Here is a 14,456-nt window from a genome sequence, read left to right as displayed (position 1 = left end):
GCCGTCGGGCGAGAGGGCGACGGCGACGATGGGCGTCTCGGCGGCGGCGACCTCGCCACGGCGCGAGCCGTCGGGCGCGAGGAAGCGCAGGCGGCCGTCGGCGCCACCCGCGACGATCTCGCCGTCGGGCGCCACCACGAGGCCCGCCACCGGCAGGCCGAGATCGATGCTGCGGGCGGTGCCGCCGGCGGGCGGCGTGATGCGAACCGTCGCGTCGTGGCCGCCGGTGACGAGAGCGGTCCCGTCGGGGGCGAAGGCGACCGCGTTGACCGGGCCGCGATGGCCGGAGATCACCACGGCCTCGCCGCCGGCGAGCGGGGTCACCCGCACCGTGCCGTCCCAGGAGGCGGAGGCCAGTCGCCGTCCGTCGGGCGAGAGGGCGAGGCCTGCGACGGGACCCGTATGTCCCTCAATCCGGCCCTCCGGCTCGGCCCGCCCAGGGCGCCAGAGGAGGATGCGGCCGTCCTCGCCGCCGGTGACGAAGCGCCCGTCGGGCAGGGCGAGAGCGGCGTTGACGGAACTGTCGTGGCCGCGGAGCACCGCCAGGGCGAGGCCGCGCTCGAGGTCCCAGAGGATGGCGGAGGTGTCGAAGGAGCCCGACAGGGCGAGCCGCCCGTCGGGCGCGGCGGCGAGCGCGCGCACGGGGCCGCCATGGCCGCGCAGTTCCTGGGCGCTGGCCGGCGCGGCGAGAAGGGACGTGAGGACGAGAAGCAGGCGAAGCATCGGCGATCCGGTCATGGCGGCACGGGCTACAGGGTGGAGGAGATGGCCCGGGGATCAAGCCCGCCACCGATCACAAGGTTCCGAGGGGCCGCCAATGCGGAGCAGCTGCCCGCCCGGCCGCCTCGACTCGGGAGTCCGTCGCCGTAAGATCGCGCACCCCCGGACGCCCCGCACCCGCTTCCGCATCGAGACCTGCCATGACCTCTGCCTCCGGCGCCTTCGACCTCGTCATCCGCAACGGCCGCGTGATCGATCCCGAAAGCCGGCTCGACCGCATCTGCGACGTCGCCGTGGCGAAGGGTCGCATCGCCGCGGTCGGCACCGTGACCGGCGACGGCACCCGCGAGATCGACGCCTCCGGCCTCGTCGTGGCGCCCGGCTTCATCGACCTGCACGCCCACGGCCAGACGGTCGCCGCCGACCGCATGCAGGCCTTCGACGGCGTGACGACGACGCTGGAACTGGAGGCAGGCGTTCTGCCGGTGGCGCTCTGGTACGAGAACCAGGCGAAGAAGGGCCGCGTCCTCAACTACGGCACGGCCGCCAACTGGGTCTTCGCCCGCATCGCGGCGATGATCGGCATCGAGCCGGAGGCCGAGCTGGGCTTCATGGGTCGCAACTCCAACGACAAGCGCTGGATCGACAATGTAGCGACCGACGCGGAGATGACGGAGATCCTCCGCCGCATCCGGCAGGGCCTGGACGAGGGCGGCATCGGCATCGGCATCCTCAACGCCTATGCGCCGGGCGCGGGGGTGAAGGAGATGTCGGCCGTCTGCTCGCTTGCGGCCGACTACGGCGTGCCGACCTATACCCATGTCGCCTATGCCTCCAACATCGACCCGAAGAGCTCGATCGAGGCCTATACGCGCCTCGTCGGCTATGCCGGCTCTACCGGCGCCCACATGCACATCTGCCACTTCAACAGCACCAGCCTTCAGGACGTGGAGCGCGCCGCGGCGCTGATCCGGAAGGCGCAGGACCTCGGGCTGAAGATCACGGTGGAGGCCTATCCCTACGGCACCGGCTCGACGGTGCTCGGCGCCACCTTCTTCGCCGACCCGGCCTTTCCCGAACGCACCGGCGGCACCTACGAATCCATCGAGATGGTCGATACGGGCCGCACGTTCCACAACCGCGAGGACCTTCTCGCGGCGCAGGCCCAGGACCCGGGCTCGCTGGTGCTCTGGCATTTCCTCGACGTCGAGGCCAACAGCCGCCACCGCGACCTTCTCGACGTGTCCGTGCTCTATCCCGGCGGCGCCATCGCCTCCGACGCCATGCCGTGGACCAATCCGGACGGCTCGGTCTACGACGGCGAGGCCTGGCCGCTGCCAGAGGGCACGAGCTCGCATCCGCGCTCGTCCGGGACCTTCACGCGGTTCCTGCGCCAGTACGTGCGGGAGCGGGAGATGCTGCCGCTGATCGACGGCCTCGCCAAATGCACGCAGATCCCGGCCGACATCCTGGCGGAGAGCACGCCGGCCATGCGGACGAAGGGGCGGCTGAAGGCTGGCTGCGACGCCGACATCGTCGTCTTCGACTACGACACGCTGACCGACCGCGCCGAGTTCAAGGCGATGAACCGCGCCTCCGAGGGGATGCGCCACGTCATCGTCAACGGCGAGGCGGTGATCTCCGACGGCGCCCTGGTGCGCGAGGCCCGTCCCGGCCGCCCTGTGCGCCGCCCCGTCCGGGCGGCGTGAGGCGGCCATGGCCGTTCCCGTCATCCTCGTCACCGGCTTTCTCGGGGCGGGCAAGACGACGCTGATCAACCATCTTCTCACCGCCAACCAGGGCCGGCGGCTGGCGGCGGTGGTGAACGATTTCGGCGCGGTGAACATCGACGCCGACCTGATCGCGGAGAACGCCGACGGGGTGATGAGCCTCGCCAACGGCTGCATCTGCTGCTCGCTGCAGGGCGACCTCCTGCGCACCCTGTCCGGCCTTCTGAAGCGGGAGCCGCCGCCGGAGGGCATCGTCATCGAGACGAGCGGTGTCTCGGACCCGGCCGAGGTGGTGCGCAGCCTGCTCGACCCGGTGGTCTGGCGGGAGGCGACGCTCGAGACCGTGGTAGCGGTCGCCGATGCAAGGGCACTGGCCGACGACCCCTCCCTGCTGGAGGACGCGCTCTGCCGCTCGCAGATCGCCAGCGCCGACATCGTGGCACTGAACAAGGCCGATCTCGTCGACGCGGCCGATCTCGCCCGCGCCCGCGCCGCCGTCGCGGCACTGAAGCCGGAGCGGGTGATCTTCCCCGTCGCCGAGGGGCGCATCGCGCCAGAGCTCGCCTTTGCCGGGGGCGGTCACGAACCCTCCGTGCCAGATGCCCGGCGTGCCGCGCAGGCCCGCTTCGCGACGCCGCGCTTCGAGACCACGACCTTCACGGCGGAACGGCCCCTCGACATGGCGGCGTTCCAGGCGACGATCGGGCGGCTGGCGCCCCGGCTGGTGCGCGCCAAGGGCTTCGTGACCTTCGCCGGCCAGCCGGACCGGCCGATGCTGTTCCAGCTGGTGGGCGATCGCGCCACCCTCGGCCCGGCCCCGGCGGGGCTTGCAGGGGACGCGGTGCGCCTCGTGCTGATCGGCGAGATGGGCCGCCTCGACGTCGACGCGGCTCGGGCGATGCTCGCCGCCTGCGTGCAGGCGTGACACCTCCCGAGCCGGCACAGTATCGCGCGGAGGGACGCAAGTCGGCGGGCGCTGGGATTGAGGCCTTGGAGGGACGGGCGCTATTCGCTATGGCTCGACCCCGCCGCCGGGCTTGGGCGGCGGCATGCAGCAGATGAGGACACAGGTGGCCGAGGTATCCCTGGACGGTGTCAGCAAGGCCTTCGGCACCCAGAACGCCGTGTCGGACGTGTCTTTCGACGTTGAGCCGGGCCATCTGGTGGCACTGCTCGGGCCCTCCGGCTGCGGCAAGTCGACTACGCTGCGGCTGATCGCGGGCCTGGAATCGACCACCGGCGGCGCCATCCGCATCGGCGGCCGCGACGTGACCCACGCTGCGCCGGCCGAGCGCGGCGTCTCCATGGTGTTCCAGAGCTATGCGCTCTTTCCGCACCTCACCGTGGCGCAGAACATCCTGTTCGGCCTCGAAGTGCGCAAGGTGCCGAAGGCCGAGCGGCTGAAGCGGCTGGAGAAGGCCGCCGGCATCCTTGGCCTCTCCCAGCTTCTCGACCGCAAGCCCTCGCAGCTCTCCGGCGGCCAGCAGCAGCGCGTGGCGCTCGGGCGCGCCATCGTGGCGGAGACACCGGTCTGCCTGATGGACGAGCCGCTCTCCAATCTCGACGCGCAGCTGCGGCTGGAGATGCGGCGCGAGATCCGCGGCCTGCAGCGCCGCCTCGGCGTCACCATGATCTACGTCACCCACGACCAGGTCGAGGCGATGACCATGGCGGACCGCGTGGTGCTGATGCGCGCCGGCCACGTGGAGCAGCACGGCAGCCCCGAGGAGCTCTACAACAGGCCGGCGACGATCTTCACCGCGCGCTTCGTCGGCACGCCGCCGATGAACGTCGTCACGGCCACCACCTTTGGCCCCACCGTCACCGCGCGGGCGCCGGCGGGTCGTGATCCGGCCTCGCTGTCGCTCGGGGTCAGGCCGGAGCATCTACGACTGTCGGATGACGGAATTCACGCAACCGTCACATCGGTCGAATACCTCGGGGCCGACAGCCTCGTCGAAGCCCGTATCGCGGACCAGCCGCTCATCGTGCGCGTGCCCGGAAAGATCGGGCTCGGCGAGGGTCAGACCATCGGACTCGACTGGGACAGCGACCATGAGCACTTTTTCGACACCGCGACCGGCAAACGGTTATGATGAGCCGGCACACAACAAGAATGTTCAGGGAGACCACGCCATGTCCAACCGCATCGACCGCCGTACGCTGCTGAAGGCCGGCAGCGCGCTCGCAGCCGGGGCTCCGTTCCTCGCCGCCCCCGCCCTCGCCCAGTCCAAGGTCGAGGTCTCGTTCTTCTATCCGGTGGCCGTCGGCGGCCCGATCACCAGGCTGATCGACACCTATGCCGCGGACTTCGCCAAGGAGAACCCGGCGATCACGGTGAAGCCGATCTACGCCGGCACCTATCAGGAGACGATCGTCAAGGCGATCACCGCGCACAAGAGCGGCACGCCGCCGGTGACCTCGGTGCTGCTGTCCACCGACATGTTCACGCTGATCGACGAGGACGCCATCGTCCCCTTCGACGACTTCATCAAGACCGACGCCGACAAGGCCTGGCTTGCGAGCTTCTTCCCGAGCTTCATGGAAAACAGCCAGACCGGCGGCAAGACCTGGGGCATTCCCTTCCAGCGCTCGACCATCGTGCTCTACTGGAACAAGGAGCTTTTCAAGGAGGCGGGTCTCGATCCGGAGAAGCCGCCGCAGACCTGGGCCGAGCAGGTCGCCTTCGCCGAGAAGCTGACCAAGCGCGACGGCGCCAACACCACCCAGTGGGGCCTGCAGATTCCCTCCTCCGGCTTCCCCTACTGGTTGTTCCAGGCGCTCGCCATCCAGGCCGACGCGGTCCTGATGAACAAGGAGGGCAACCGCACCGCCTATGACGCGCCCGGCGTCATCGAGGCCCTGCAGTACTGGGTGGATCTCTCCCGCAAGCACAAGGTGCACCCGACCGGCATCGTCGAGTGGGGCACCACGCCCCGCGACTTCTTCGAGAAGAAGTGCGCGATGATGTGGACCACCACCGGCAACCTCACCAATGTTCGCACCAACGCCAAGTTCCCCTTCGGCGTCGGCATGCTGGCGGCCGGCAAGCGGCGCGGCAGCCCGACGGGCGGCGGCAACTTCTACCTGTCGAAAAAGGCCTCGCGCGCCGAGCAGGAGGCCGCCTTCAAGTTCATCCAGTGGATCACCTCGCCGGAGCGGGCCGCGAAGTGGGGCATCGACACCGGCTACGTCGCCGTGCGCAAGGACGCCTTCGACACCCCGATGATGAAGGAATACGTCGCCGGTTTCCCGGCCGCGGCGGTCGCCCGCGACCAGCTGCAGTATGCGGTGGCCGAACTCTCGACCCACGAGAACCAGCGCGTCACCAAGGCGCTGAACGACGGCCTGCAGGCAGCGCTCAACGGCACCAAGACGCCTGAGGCCGCCATGAAGGACTCGCAGGCCGAGGCCGAGCGGATCCTGCGCTCCTATCGCTGATGCCCTGCCGGGCGGCCGTGAAAGCGGCCGCCCGCCAACCCCGCCGTGAACCGCTTGCAGTATCGCACCCAGACCCGCACCTGGATCCACGCCTGGCTGATGCTGGGGCCCTCGCTCGCCCTGCTCATCCTGTTCACCCACTGGCCGGCGGTGAACACGCTGATCGACAGCCTCTATTCGACGCCGCGCCCGCGGCGCCCCGCGCGCTTCGTCGGGCCCGCCAATTTCGAACAGATGATGGCCGACCCCATCTTCTGGCAGGCGATGTGGAACAACCTTTGGTTCGCGCTCGGCACGATCCCGACCTCCATCGCCCTCGCGCTCCTGATGGCGGTCTGGGTCAACGACCGGATCGCCGGCCGCACGCTCGTGCGCATGGCCTATTTCACGCCGACCGTGCTTCCGATGATCGCGGTGGCCAATATCTGGCTGTTCTTCTACACGCCGCAATACGGGCTGCTGGCGCAGATCCTCGGCGTCTTCGGCATCACCGGGCCGAACTGGCTCGGCTCCAACGAGACCGCCCTCTTCGCCGTCACGGTCGTGGCGGTGTGGAAGGAGGCCGGCTTCTTCATGATCTTCTATCTCGCGGCGCTGCAGACCATCTCGCCGAGCCTGGCGGAGGCCGCGGCGCTGGAGGGCGCGTCACGCTGGACCTATTTCCGGCGCATCCAGTTCCCGCTGCTGATGCCGACGACGCTCTTCGTGCTGGTCAACGCGGTGATCGGCGCCTTCCGCACCATCGACCACATCTTCGTCATGACCCGCGGCGGCCCGGACAACGCCACGGCGCTGCTGCTCTTCTACATCTACCAGGTCGGATTTTCCTTCTGGGACACGACCTATGCGGCGGCGCTGACCGTCGTGCTCCTCGTCCTGCTCGGCCTCCTTGCCCTCATCCAGTACGGCGTGCTCGAGCGCCGCGTGCACTACCGGTGAGGGCGGCATGAGCGATGTCTATGCACCGCGGGGCTGGGGCAAGGTGGCGGAGACGGCAGGCGCCTGGCTCCTCGCGCTCGTCTGGATCGCGCCGCTCGCCTATGCGGTGTGGACGGCCTTCCACCCGTCGGAATTCTCCACGCGCTTCGAGCTCTTCGCGCCGCTCACCCTCGACAATTTCAAGAGGGCCTGGGAGGCGGCGCCCTTCGCGCGCTACTTCCTCAACACCTTCCTGCTCGTCACCGGCGTCCTCGCCTGCCAGCTCGTGCTCTGCACGCTGGCCGCCTTCGCCTTCGCGCGCTACGAGTTCCCCGGCGCCACCGTGGTCTTCGCCCTCGTGCTCGCCCAGCTGATGATCATGCCCGACGTGCTGATCGTCGAGAACTACAAGACGATGAATCGTCTGGGCGTGCTCGATTCCATCCCCGCCATCGGCCTGCCCTATGTCGCCTCGGCCTTCGGCATCTTCCTGTTGCGGCAGACCTTCAAGATGGTGCCGAAGGAGCTGGACGACGCCGCGCGCGTCGAGGGTGCGAGCCCGATGCAGGTGCTCTGGCGGGTCTATGTGCCGCTGGGCCGGCCGGTCTACATCGCCTATGGCCTCGTCTCGGTCAGCTATCACTGGAACAACTTCCTCTGGCCGCTCATCGTCACCAATTCGGTGGAATCGCGGCCGCTGACGGTTGGCCTCCAGGTCTTCTCCTCGACCGACCAGGGGATCGACTGGGCCATCATCTGCGCTGCCACGCTGATGACCTCCGCACCGCTGCTTCTCGGCTTCCTCCTGTTCCAGCGGCAGTTCGTGCAGAGCTTCATGCGCGCCGGCATCAAGTAGGCCGACACAAACCGACACGAAACGTCGACAGCCCCGAAACAGGGGCGCTGCACCCTCCGGCCGTGTTCACCAGCCCGGGGTTGCCCATGCCTTCCGTTCAAGACCGTCACGCCTCCGCCGCGCTCCGCGGCAGGGACCTCGCTGCTCCCCTGCGTGCGCCGCTGTTCTGGGTCTTCGTCGCCGCTCTCGCCGCCATCGTCATCGCCATGTCCATGGCGCTTGCGGAGGCGGCCCAGCCCGGCGCGCAGCGGGCGCAGGCCCGCGAGGCCTGTGGCGGTGACGTCCAGCGCCTCTGCCAGGGCGTCTCGCCGGGCGGCGGGCGCCTGGTACAGTGCCTGAAGGCGCGCGAGGCCGAGCTGAGCGCAACCTGCCGCGGCTTCATCGCGTCCCGCCGCTGATCCATCCCACCGACGAGATCCCGACGGCCGCCGACAGGCTCTTCCCGAGATGCGGCGGCTTGAGGGACCGGCGCCGGAGGCGGACCCCTCCGGCCCCACCCGCGACCGGACGGGACCCCTGGAGGTCCGCCCCCTCAGGGCGTTCCGTCCGTGTCGCGGGCCAGCGGCACGGTGAATTCAAGCCGTGCCCCGCCGGTGGGGGCATCGCCCACCCGCACCGAACCGCCGAGGTCGTCCGCCACCTTCCGGACGATGGCGAGGCCAAGGCCCGCCCCGCCGGACTCGCGGTTGCGCGAGGTCTCGAGGCGCAGGAAGGGTTCGAAGACGCGCTCGCGATCGGCGGGCGGAATGCCTGGCCCATCGTCGTCGACGATGATGCTGGCGAACCCGTCGGCCGTGGCGATCCTCACCCAGGCCTGCGGTGCGTAGCGCAGGGCGTTGGAGAGAAGATTGATGACGGCCCGGCGGAGCGCGAGAGCGTCCCCCGCGACCGTCACATCATCACCGGTCGTCACCTCGAAATGAACCGTCCGCCCGGCCGATGTCACGCTCTGGCATTCCTCACCCACCAGCGCCACCAGATCCACCGGCGCGACATCGCGCGGGGCGGGCACCGGCCGGGCGAGTTCCATGGTGTTCTCGAGCAGCGCCTCCATGGAGCCGAGGTCGGCGAGGGCGGCCTCCCGCGCGGGAGCCGCGGGGAGCGCCTCGATCCTGAGGCGCAGGCGGGCCGCGACCGTCCTGAGGTCGTGGGACATGGCGCCGAACATGAAGCTGCGGGACTGGACGAGGGAGGCGATGCGCTCCTGCATGGCGTTGAAGGCGCCGGCGAGCCTTCTCAGATCGGGCGCGCCTCGCGGCGTCACCTTCTGCGGCGTCACCGTCGCGGCGAAGGATTCGGCGGCGGTGACGAGCTCGCCGACCGGCCTCACCTCACGCCAGACGAGCATCAGGCCCGCCGCGGCGATGACGAAGCCAAGCCATCCGGCGGCGATGCCCACCGGGAGACCGAAGAGGCGGCGGGGCACGCGGCCGCGGCCGCGCACCAGCAGGTGGTCGCCGTCGTTCAGCAGCACGGCGATGGAGTAGGGCCTGAGCCCATAGAACCAGCGCGCGCCGACCCGTGCCCAGCGCCCGAGGTTCTGGTCATGGGCGACGATGCTGACCTGACGTCCCGCGAGGGCCGGCTCGAACCGCTTGAGGATGGCCGTCGCCTGGGGCGAGAGCACCGTCTCCGGGCGGGGCGCCTCGGCGGTGATCGTGATCTGCGTGTCGGGGCCCTCCACCGCCCGCTCGATCGTGTCGCGGAACTGCGGCGATCGCTCGATCAGGGTGACGATGGCGGCGACCTGGGCGGGCAGGGGAAAGCGCGAATCCGCGTCGTCGGGCGCGGTCATGTTGATGACCGCGAGGGCGACGAGCTGGAAGGCGACGAGGCTCGCGGCGAGGACGAAGAGGATTCGCGCGGCGAGGCCGAGGCGGAACATGGCTCGCTCCTGGCGTCAGGCGTCCTGGACGGGGGACGCGAACATGTAGCCGCCGTTGCGGACGGTCTTGACCAGGTGAGGCGGCGCGCCCGCCTCGGTGAGTTTTCGGCGCAGGCGGCTGACGACGATGTCGACGGCCCGGTCGAAGGCCGCAGCGGGATCGGCGCGGGTGAGGTCCATGATCTGGTCACGCGACAGGACGCGGAAGGGGCGTGTGGCGAGACAGGCCAGCACGTCGAACTCGCCGGTGGTGAGGTCGACCAGCACGCCGGCCGGCGAGACGACGCTGCGTGCGCCGAGGTCGAGCATCCAGCCCTGGAAGGCGACGCGGCTCTCGCCGTCGGAGATGCGGCTGCCGCGGCGCAGGATGGCGCGGATGCGGGCCACCAGTTCGCGGCTGGAGAAGGGCTTGGTGACGTAGTCGTCGGCCCCAAATTCGAGACCGAGGATGCGATCGACCTCGTCGCCGCGGGCAGTGAGCATCAGGATAGGGAAGGGGTGGCGATCGCGCAGGCGGCGGCAGATCGACAGCCCGTCCTCGCCGGGCAGCATGACGTCAAGGATGACGAGGTCGGGCTGGAAGCGGGTGAGCTCGCGGTCGAGGGCGACGCCGTTCTCGGCGGCGGTCACCATGAAGCCGGCGGCGGTCAGGTGGTCGCAGAGGAGCTCGCGCAGGGCGCGGTCGTCCTCCACCACGAGGATGGCGCGCTGGTGGACCGGCAAGGTCGTGGCGGTGGCGGCGTTCGGTTGCATCGGCAGGTCTCGACGCCGCGGAGGATGCGGGGCGGCGGCCCTCACCGCAAGGGCCCGGGGCCCCTCGAAAAAAACCGAAACAAAGCGCAGCGGCGCGAGACGGCGGCGGAATGGCGAGGGCAAGGGCCCATGGCGTGATGGGGCCATCGCAACCCCGTCCAAGGAGACGACCATGCCCCTCAGCCCCACCGCCAGCCGCAGCCTCGGCGCTGCCGCCCTCGCCCTCACCGCAACGCTCCTGGGGTCCGGCTCCCCGGCCCGCGCCGATACCATCATCATCGGCCGCCCCTCCTACCGCCCCCCGGTCGTCGTCGTCCGGCCGCCCGTGGTGGTCGCGCCCTATCGCCCGGTCTATGTCGCGCCGCCCTACCGCGGCGTCTACGTCGCGCCCCGCCCGGTCTACGGCCCGCGCCCCTACACCGTCACCCGCTACCACGGGCCGCGCTGCAGCGGTGTCGTCGTGCGCGGTCCCTATCGCGGCGGTGCCGCGGTGCGCTGCTGATCCCGCCGCCGGAAACGAGGACCTGTCATGTTCCAGTCCCTGCGTCTCGCGGCCGCCGTCGTGGCCGTGCTCTGTGCCCCCGCCATCGGGGCGGACATCGCGCGCATCGCCCCGCCGCTGCCGCCCATCCAGCGTTCGCCTGCGCCCCTCTGGATCTGGACCGGGTTCTACGGCGGCGCGAACATCGGCTACGGCTGGGAGAACGCCGGCTCTCCCACCTTCTCCGGGTCGTCGCCGCTCATCCCCGTGTTGCAGGGGATGGCGACCGACGGCTTGCGCTACGAGGGCCAGGGCGCCCTCGGCGGCCTCCAGATCGGCTACAACCACCTCGTCTGGCCGCGCGTCGTGGTGGGCGTGGAGACCGATATCCAGCTCGCCGGCATCCGCCGCTCCGGACAGGCGACGAACGTGCTCGGGACGGGGGTCGCCGGCGACTTCTCCCGCTCCACCGACTGGCTGGGGACCTTGCGCCTCCGGGCGGGCTTCCTCGCCACAGAACGGGTGCTGGTCTATGCCACGGGCGGCCTTGCCTATGGCGGCGCCCGGTTCGCGGCGAACGCCACCGACGGCCTCGGCCAGACCGTCTCGGTGTCACGCTCGGAGACGCGGTTCGGCTACACGGTGGGCGCGGGCACCGAGGTGCTGCTGACGCGCAATCTGTCGGTGAAGGCGGAGTATCTCTTCTATGATCTGGGGACGGTGCGGGCGACCGCAGCCGAGCTCGTTCCCGGCACGCCGTCCGACGCGGTTGGGGAGATCCGCGCCAACGGCCACGTGGTCAGGACCGGCATCAACTACCGCTTCTGACGCCCCGCAGCTCCACCGGGCGGGGTGATTGACTCCACCCCGCCACCGGCGGTAGCTGAACCGCATGTGGCTTTTCCGTGGCGATCGTTTCCGGGCGGCGCGCAGCATCCTCGCTGCCACGCTCGTCTATGTGATCGCCGCGACTGGCCTGCTCGGGTCCGTCGCGCGGGCAGCCGGCGGCCTCGACTCCTCCGGTTTCGTCGTCATCTGCACCGTGGACGGCCAGTCCATCGGCCATGACGGCACCCAGCCGGCGACCAAGGCCTCGGCCGCGCATCACTGCGGCCTGTGCAACGCCACGGCCTGGGACGACTCGCGCATGCCCTCCCTCGCCGGCGCGGCCGTCGAGGCACCGGTGGCGCCGCGCGCCCCCGGGCGCAGCTACGATCCCCTCCTGCCGGCCTACGCCTTCGAAGGCTGGCTCGGCACGCGCTCACCGAGAGCACCGCCCTTCTCCGCCTGATCACGACCCTCTCCCCCGGCGCGCGGCCTCCCCGGCCGCCGCCCGTCGTCATCCCGCGTCGAAGAACCGATCATGACCTGTTTCCACCTGCCGCGCGCCGGGCTCCTCGCCCTTGCCGCCGCGTCGCCTCTCGCCATCGCCACGGCCATGGCCCAGACCACCGAACTGCCGACCATCACCATCGAGGGCCAGCCGGCCGCCACGGGACAGGGAGGCGGCACGCTGACCTCGCCCTCGGTCGCCGAGCAGCGCCGCGCCGTGAACAGCACCGCCGGCTCCGTCTCGCACATCGACGCGGAGACCACCCGCACCACCTATGCGACCAACCTGCGCGACGTGCTGCAGGACACGCCCGGCGTCCTCGTCCAGAACCGCTACAGCCAGGAGGTCCGTCTCTCGATCCGCGGCTCGGGCCTCGCCCGCGCGTTCCACACCCGCGGCATCGAGATCCTGCAGGACGGCGTGCCGACCAACCTCGCGGACGGTTCCGGTGACTTCTACCAGATCGACCCGCTGGCGCTCCGCGCCATCGAGGTGTTCCGCGGCGGCAACGCGCTGCCCTTCGGCTCCTCGACGCTGGGCGGCGCCATCAATTTCGTGACGCCGACCGCCCATACGGCAACGGCGCCGAACGTCTTCAGCCTCGAAGCCGGCTCCTTCGGCACGATCCGCGGCCACGGCTCGGTGTCGCGCGTCATGGGCGACTGGGACTTCCACGCCTCCGGCACCGTCACCCATTCCGACGGCTGGCGCGCCCACGAGCAGCAGAACCTCGGGCACTTCAACGCCAATGTCGGCCGCCGTATCTCGGACCGGGTGGAGACCCGCTTCTACTTCGGCGCCTACTACACCGACGTGAAGCTGCCGGGCTCGCTCACCTATGGGCAGGCGATGACCAATCCGCGGCAGGCGGCGGCCTCGGCGCTGTCGGGCGACCAGGCGCGCAACACCTATGTGCAGCGCTTCGCCAACGTCACCTCCATCAAGCTGGACTTCGGCCAGCTCGACATCACCTCCTGGGCGATCCACAAGCACCTGAACCACCCGATCTTCCAGGTGCTGGACCAGGACGGCTGGACCTACGGCATCTCGCCGCGCTTCACCGGCTCGTTCAACCTCGGCGGCTACCGCAACGACCTCGTGGTCGGCGCCCGGATCTTCGCCGGCAACAACCAGGCGCTGCAATACGTCAACGCCGGTAATGCCGTGCGCGGCGCCCAGACGGTGAACGCCCGCCAGATCGCCTCCAACTACGAGGCCTGGTTCGAGAACCGCTTCTTCGTCCTGCCGCAGCTGGCGCTGACCGCCGGCCTCAAGGCCTATGTGGCGAAGCGCGACTTCTCGGGCACGCTGAACATGAACACCGTGCCGGTCGCCGTCGACACCGGCGTGACCTATTCGGGCGTCAACCCGCGCATCGGCCTGTTGTGGGAGCCGATCCGCGACGTGCAGCTCTTCTCCAACGTCACGCGCTCGTCCGACGTGCCGGACTTCTCCGACCTGACGCAGACGACGGCGACCACCACCGCCTTCGTGCCGCTGAAGGCGCAGACCGGCACGACGTTCGAGATCGGCACCCGCGGCCGCTGGGGCGCCTTCTCCTGGGAGGCGACGGCCTACAGGGCCGACCTGCGCAACCAGATGCTGCAGTTCAACACCGGGCCCGGCATTCCCGCCTCGACCTTCAACGCCGACCGCACCCAGCTGCAGGGCGTGGAACTTGCCGCCAGCATCGACCTGTCGCGCGACCTGACCGGCAACGGCGATCGCCTCACCCTGAAGCAGGTCTGGACCTGGTCGGACTTCCGCTTCGTGAACGATGCGACCTACGGCAACAACCGCCTGCCGCTGGCGCCCGAACACGTGCTGCGGACGTCGCTGACCTATGCCCATCCGGCGGGGTTCTCGATCACGCCGTCGGTCGACATCGTGCCGCAGGGCGCCTTCGTGGACTATCGCAACACGTTCCGGGTGCCGGGCTACGCGCTGTTCAACATCAGCGCCGCAGCCAAACTGCCGAACGGCGGCGAGGCCTTCGTTGACGTGCGCAACATCGCCGACAAGCGCGCCATCTCGGATTTCGCCCCCGTCGTCCTCTACAACGCGGCGACGACGTCGACCTTCTATCCGGTCACCGGGCGCAGCATCTATGGCGGCGTGCGCGTGAAGTTCTGATGTTATGATGTTACGTCTGGCCGGACCCCTGGTCCGGCCGGACGCTCCCCTTCGCGAGACATCGAGGCCCATGCTGCTCGACAGCGCCATCCGCGCCCGACGCGACGACCTGCCCGACGGCGGGCCGTTCCCGCGCGTGGCGATGCGCGTCCCCGAGGAGATCGCGCCCGGCGCCGAGGTCCCGCCGGTGCGGATCACGGACGACC

The 14,456-nt window shown here is 70.1% G+C and carries 14 protein-coding genes; 11 read left to right on the top strand and 3 right to left on the bottom strand.

Annotation, left to right across the window (positions count from 1 at the left end; genetic code table 11):
* On the bottom strand, positions 1 to 723 hold a 723-nt coding region (locus ACT6XY_RS19640), incomplete at its 3' end, for a WD40 repeat domain-containing protein (RefSeq protein WP_444749995.1).
* 197 nt (positions 724 to 920) lie between these two features.
* Between ACT6XY_RS19640 and ACT6XY_RS19635 the strand changes: the two genes are divergently transcribed.
* The 7 genes from ACT6XY_RS19635 (at position 921) to ACT6XY_RS19605 (ending at position 8,063) form a co-directional block, all read left to right on the top strand.
* Positions 921 to 2,429, top strand: a complete 1,509-nt coding sequence (locus ACT6XY_RS19635) for an amidohydrolase family protein (RefSeq protein WP_444749994.1) — start codon at positions 921 to 923, stop codon at positions 2,427 to 2,429.
* A gap of 7 nt (positions 2,430 to 2,436) precedes the next feature.
* Entirely contained in the window at positions 2,437 to 3,375 is a 939-nt protein-coding gene (locus ACT6XY_RS19630; RefSeq protein WP_444749993.1) for a CobW family GTP-binding protein, read from the top strand.
* Between the two features lie 145 nt (positions 3,376 to 3,520).
* Positions 3,521 to 4,546, top strand: coding sequence for an ABC transporter ATP-binding protein (locus ACT6XY_RS19625; RefSeq protein WP_444749992.1), 1,026 nt, complete (start codon positions 3,521 to 3,523; stop codon positions 4,544 to 4,546).
* A gap of 40 nt (positions 4,547 to 4,586) precedes the next feature.
* Positions 4,587 to 5,891 carry an ABC transporter substrate-binding protein gene (locus ACT6XY_RS19620; RefSeq protein ID WP_444749991.1) on the top strand — a complete coding sequence of 435 codons (1,305 nt, stop codon included), beginning with the start codon at positions 4,587 to 4,589 and terminating at the stop codon, positions 5,889 to 5,891.
* A 99-nt stretch (positions 5,892 to 5,990) separates the two neighbouring features.
* Positions 5,991 to 6,830 (top strand): carbohydrate ABC transporter permease, encoded by an 840-nt coding sequence (locus tag ACT6XY_RS19615; RefSeq protein WP_444749996.1) that lies wholly within the window; start codon positions 5,991 to 5,993, stop codon positions 6,828 to 6,830.
* A gap of 7 nt (positions 6,831 to 6,837) precedes the next feature.
* Positions 6,838 to 7,665: a carbohydrate ABC transporter permease gene (locus ACT6XY_RS19610; RefSeq protein WP_444749990.1), complete on the top strand. Its 828-nt coding sequence runs from the start codon at positions 6,838 to 6,840 to the stop codon at positions 7,663 to 7,665.
* Positions 7,666 to 7,751: 86 nt separating this feature from the next.
* Positions 7,752 to 8,063 (top strand): cysteine rich repeat-containing protein, encoded by a 312-nt coding sequence (locus ACT6XY_RS19605; RefSeq protein WP_444749989.1) that lies wholly within the window; start codon positions 7,752 to 7,754, stop codon positions 8,061 to 8,063.
* Positions 8,064 to 8,197: 134 nt separating this feature from the next.
* Here ACT6XY_RS19605 and ACT6XY_RS19600 read toward each other — a convergent pair whose 3' ends face one another.
* Positions 8,198 to 9,550, bottom strand: coding sequence for an ATP-binding protein (locus ACT6XY_RS19600; protein WP_444749988.1), 1,353 nt, complete (start codon positions 9,548 to 9,550; stop codon positions 8,198 to 8,200).
* 15 nt (positions 9,551 to 9,565) lie between these two features.
* Positions 9,566 to 10,303, bottom strand: coding sequence for a response regulator (locus tag ACT6XY_RS19595; protein ID WP_444749987.1), 738 nt, complete (start codon positions 10,301 to 10,303; stop codon positions 9,566 to 9,568).
* A 172-nt stretch (positions 10,304 to 10,475) separates the two neighbouring features.
* Between ACT6XY_RS19595 and ACT6XY_RS19590 the strand changes: the two genes are divergently transcribed.
* The 4 genes from ACT6XY_RS19590 to ACT6XY_RS19575 all read left to right on the top strand — a co-directional run bounded on the left by ACT6XY_RS19590 (position 10,476) and on the right by ACT6XY_RS19575 (position 14,250).
* Positions 10,476 to 10,805: a hypothetical protein gene (locus ACT6XY_RS19590; protein ID WP_444749986.1), complete on the top strand. Its 330-nt coding sequence runs from the start codon at positions 10,476 to 10,478 to the stop codon at positions 10,803 to 10,805.
* Positions 10,806 to 10,832: 27 nt separating this feature from the next.
* Complete coding sequence (locus ACT6XY_RS19585) at positions 10,833 to 11,612, top strand: outer membrane protein (RefSeq protein WP_444749985.1); 780 nt, start codon at positions 10,833 to 10,835, stop codon at positions 11,610 to 11,612.
* Between the two features lie 64 nt (positions 11,613 to 11,676).
* On the top strand, positions 11,677 to 12,075 hold the full coding sequence (locus ACT6XY_RS19580; RefSeq protein ID WP_444749984.1) for a DUF2946 family protein: 399 nt from the start codon (positions 11,677 to 11,679) through the stop codon (positions 12,073 to 12,075).
* Between the two features lie 72 nt (positions 12,076 to 12,147).
* Positions 12,148 to 14,250, top strand: coding sequence for a TonB-dependent receptor family protein (locus ACT6XY_RS19575; RefSeq protein ID WP_444749983.1), 2,103 nt, complete (start codon positions 12,148 to 12,150; stop codon positions 14,248 to 14,250).
* Positions 14,251 to 14,456 lie beyond the last annotated feature (206 nt).

It is taken from the genome of Phreatobacter sp. (genome assembly GCF_052440005.1).
Lineage (GTDB): Bacteria > Pseudomonadota > Alphaproteobacteria > Rhizobiales > Phreatobacteraceae > Phreatobacter.
The sequence above is the reverse complement of the archived record's forward strand: the minus strand, read 5'-3'. Positions and strand labels throughout refer to the sequence as shown.